The sequence below is a fragment of the Phocaeicola sp. ICN-14070 genome (assembly GCF_037892625.1).
GTDB classification, from domain to species: Bacteria; Bacteroidota; Bacteroidia; order Bacteroidales; family Bacteroidaceae; genus Phocaeicola; species Phocaeicola plebeius.
In genome coordinates this window covers 1-412 of sequence record NZ_JBBKBF010000185.1, presented here as the reverse complement: position 1 = coordinate 412, position 412 = coordinate 1, and the positions used below count along the sequence as shown (strand labels likewise).

At 54.9% G+C, this 412-nt stretch carries 1 protein-coding gene; it reads left to right on the top strand.

Translation table 11 applies throughout. The annotated features are described in order from the left end of the window. A partial coding sequence (locus WKT20_RS18225; RefSeq protein ID WP_340417888.1) for a hypothetical protein occupies nucleotides 1–412 on the top strand: 412 nt, incomplete at both ends.

Sequence of the window (412 nt, the reverse complement as noted above, 5' to 3'; positions counted from 1 at the left end):
ACGGTGGCGAAGCTGGACGGCAGCGAGGGAGACTGGATGATGTATGAGCCGTTTTACTGGAGCAAAGGCATCAACGATTATTTGAACAACAAGAAGTACGCCTGCTACAGCAGTTATCCGGAGGACGAAATGCCCCCGGTGCCTGAGGCGACGGTACTGACACTGGATGCCATCAAGGAGACACAGGGCGGCTGGCTGGGTGAACGCAAGATCATGAGCGGCAAGCCCACGCTGATGGAATCCTATACGACGGACAAGGCTTATTCCGTGTGCAAAGTGGACGTGTCGGGTTACAGACGTGTCCGCTTCCCGAGCGTTCCAGGAACAGGGCTTATCGGCAGTGTGTTTGCTGATGCGGAGGGAAACATCCTGAAGAGTATTGTGGTGCCGACCATCGGCTTGAAATTTGAAG